Source organism: Planktothrix sp. FACHB-1355 (assembly GCF_014748295.1).
Classification (GTDB): Bacteria; Cyanobacteriota; Cyanobacteriia; order Cyanobacteriales; family Aerosakkonemataceae; genus Aerosakkonema; species Aerosakkonema funiforme_A.
Window position 1 is genome coordinate 1 of sequence record NZ_JACJUP010001126.1, and the last position, 2286, is coordinate 2286.

The 2286-nt window shown below is 42.0% G+C and carries 3 protein-coding genes; 2 read left to right on the forward strand and 1 reads right to left on the reverse strand.

Features of this window, described 5'->3' with window-relative positions; all coding sequences use genetic code 11:
* Nucleotides 1-13: 13 nt before the first annotated feature.
* Nucleotides 14-256 carry an NfeD family protein gene (locus tag H6S82_RS29770; RefSeq protein WP_190473712.1) on the reverse strand — a complete coding sequence of 81 codons (243 nt, stop codon included), beginning with the start codon at nt 254-256 and terminating at the stop codon, nt 14-16.
* Nucleotides 257-624: 368 nt separating this feature from the next.
* Between H6S82_RS29770 and H6S82_RS29775 the strand changes: the two genes are divergently transcribed.
* Nucleotides 625-816: an Rpn family recombination-promoting nuclease/putative transposase gene (locus tag H6S82_RS29775; protein WP_199315568.1), complete on the forward strand. Its 192-nt coding sequence runs from the start codon at nt 625-627 to the stop codon at nt 814-816.
* Nucleotides 817-1416: 600 nt separating this feature from the next.
* On the forward strand, nt 1417-2286 hold an 870-nt coding region (locus H6S82_RS29780; RefSeq protein ID WP_191057216.1), incomplete at its 3' end, for an XdhC/CoxI family protein.

The following is a 2286-nucleotide window of genomic DNA, read 5'->3' on the forward strand; positions in this document are numbered from 1 at the left end:
AAATACGAATCTATCAGTCCGTTTTAATTGAACTTACCGGAACCACAAGCATAGTAATTCCCTGTCTACCAACAACTTTCACAACTTCATCGATAAAAACAATAACATCGCAATTAGAATGATAAAATCGAGCAGGCCAATAACTCCCCAAACACTTAACTCTTCCAGGCTGATTTTGAGAAATTGTCTTCTCCACCGTTCCCATTACCGCTTCTGAAAACATCTCAATTTGTGCAGGCGCAAATAAACTAACCACTGATTACCTCCCTTGTAACTTTTGGGGTAATAGAGTCTAGTTTCCACTTTCCCACCAAACTTAACCAGCGGAGATACCGAAGTTAAGCAAGAAGATAAGTTTTTGGAGCGATATTTCCGAAAATGCAGCAATAGCAAGCGTTTCAGCGGCTGGAAAATTGAGCGAACAGAATTCGCCAATTAGCTTAACTTCCTTAACTTCGGGATAAATTCCTTATCTTCCCGATCGCCAAAAAAAGCGATGATGTGAACGCGATCGCCTTTATACTAAAATTAAATAAACCCAACAGTTATCCTAATTCGTGAAAACAGACTCCATCTTCTATAGTCTATAAGTTACCCAGTAAAAGTCGAGAGGAGATCGAGGCAATGTTTGGATTGAGTGAGTTAAAACAAACAAGAGTTTATCAAGAAGCTTTCCAAGAAGGTGAGATAGCAGCGAAATTAGCAACAGTACCCCGCTTGTTAGGATTGGGGTTAACTGTGGAACAAATAGCACAGGCGTTGGAATTGGATGTAGAGGAAGTCAGTCAGGCGGCGCAACAGCAGTCTGCTAACTGAAAGTCCTTGAAACACCTTCTGTAGACTCTCAAGTGAGAGCGATCGCAGATTTATTCAGCAAGCCCTTACGATCCGCTCTCAATGAGAAAGCGGGGCTTTACCCCGCTTCCTCTTTAAAAGGATACTTATAAGTTGCCATTTGTAGGTTTGGCAGTTTCCAATTAAGTGGCTCAGTTATGCCCCTTTAGGGCTCTCAATTTCTATATTAGCGCGATTAACGGGAAAGAGTGTAAATTTTCGGTCAAGCTATGTGAAGTTTTGGAAAAGAATAATTAACGCTTGTCAAGTTATGCGAAGCTGACCGAAAAGTTAAATGCTTGCCTTGAAATTGGCGATCGCGCACAAATGAGTGCGATTATTTTATTATAGCATAAGTCGCCATAGTTAAAGATTATATTTAACTGAAATATGACACCCCAGGAGGTAGAACTTTGCGATCGCATTCCCAGATAAAACTTGGGAACGAGAAAAGGAGAAATTCTAGTGCCTTCTACTCAGTAGCTGGTAGCGTGCGTTCGCGTTACCGCAGCACAGCATCCCCCAACAGTTGTCGGTGCGTTACACTTCGTTAAGGCACCCTACAAAAGTGACCCTGGCAAAATGCTTGATTTCTACCAAAAACTAGGTCAAAGTCTCCAGAAAAGCCCAGTAGTTATCGCCACTGTCATCAGTATTAAAGGTTCTGTCCCCAGAGAAGTAGGCGCAAAAATGATTGTTTGCCCAAATAATCGCATTATCGGTACAATTGGCGGTGGTGCTGGGGAAGCCAAAGCGATCGCACAAGCTCTCCAAGTGTTAGAAACTGGTGAAAAACAATTTGTGGAAATTGATTTATCGGGCGCACGCGATCGCGAAACTCAAGGTGTCTGCGGCGGTACAATGCAAGTATGGCTGGAACGCTGGACAAGCGCCAATCTGACGCTGGTCAATCAAATTATCGATATCCTTTCATCTGGAAATTCTGCTATACTTCTCACTCCGTTCAACCAAAATTTACAGCCCTATTTAGAAATCGCAAATAACGATAACAAACCAGAAACTAATTCCTGTTATCGAGAAACTTTGTTGCCTCTGCCAACATTATTAATAATTGGTGCCGGTCACATTGCTCTACCGTTAGCTCAAATTGCTCATTTAGCAGGATTTCGGATAATTGTACAAGACGATCGCACAGAATTCGCTACCGAAGAACGCTTTCCTCAAGCTTCTGCTATTTTAGCATTACCGATTACCAATTGCCAATTACCACGACCCGAAAATCTTTATGTCGCACTGGTAACGCGGGGAATGCAACACGACTTAGCAGCATTGCGAATTTTATTGAAATTAAACACAAAATATATCGGTGCGATCGGCTCTTTAAAGCGCGTTCGTTTAGTCAGACAACAATTACAACAAGAAGGATATCCCGAAAAGCAATTAAAATCAATTTATGCTCCCATCGGTTTGGATATCGGTGCTTTAACGCCA

Coding starts and splice junctions, on each gene's coding strand:
- H6S82_RS29775 (WP_199315568.1), top strand. CDS start 625: ATGTTTGGATTGAGTGAGTTAAAACAAACAAGAGTTTATCAAGAAGCT.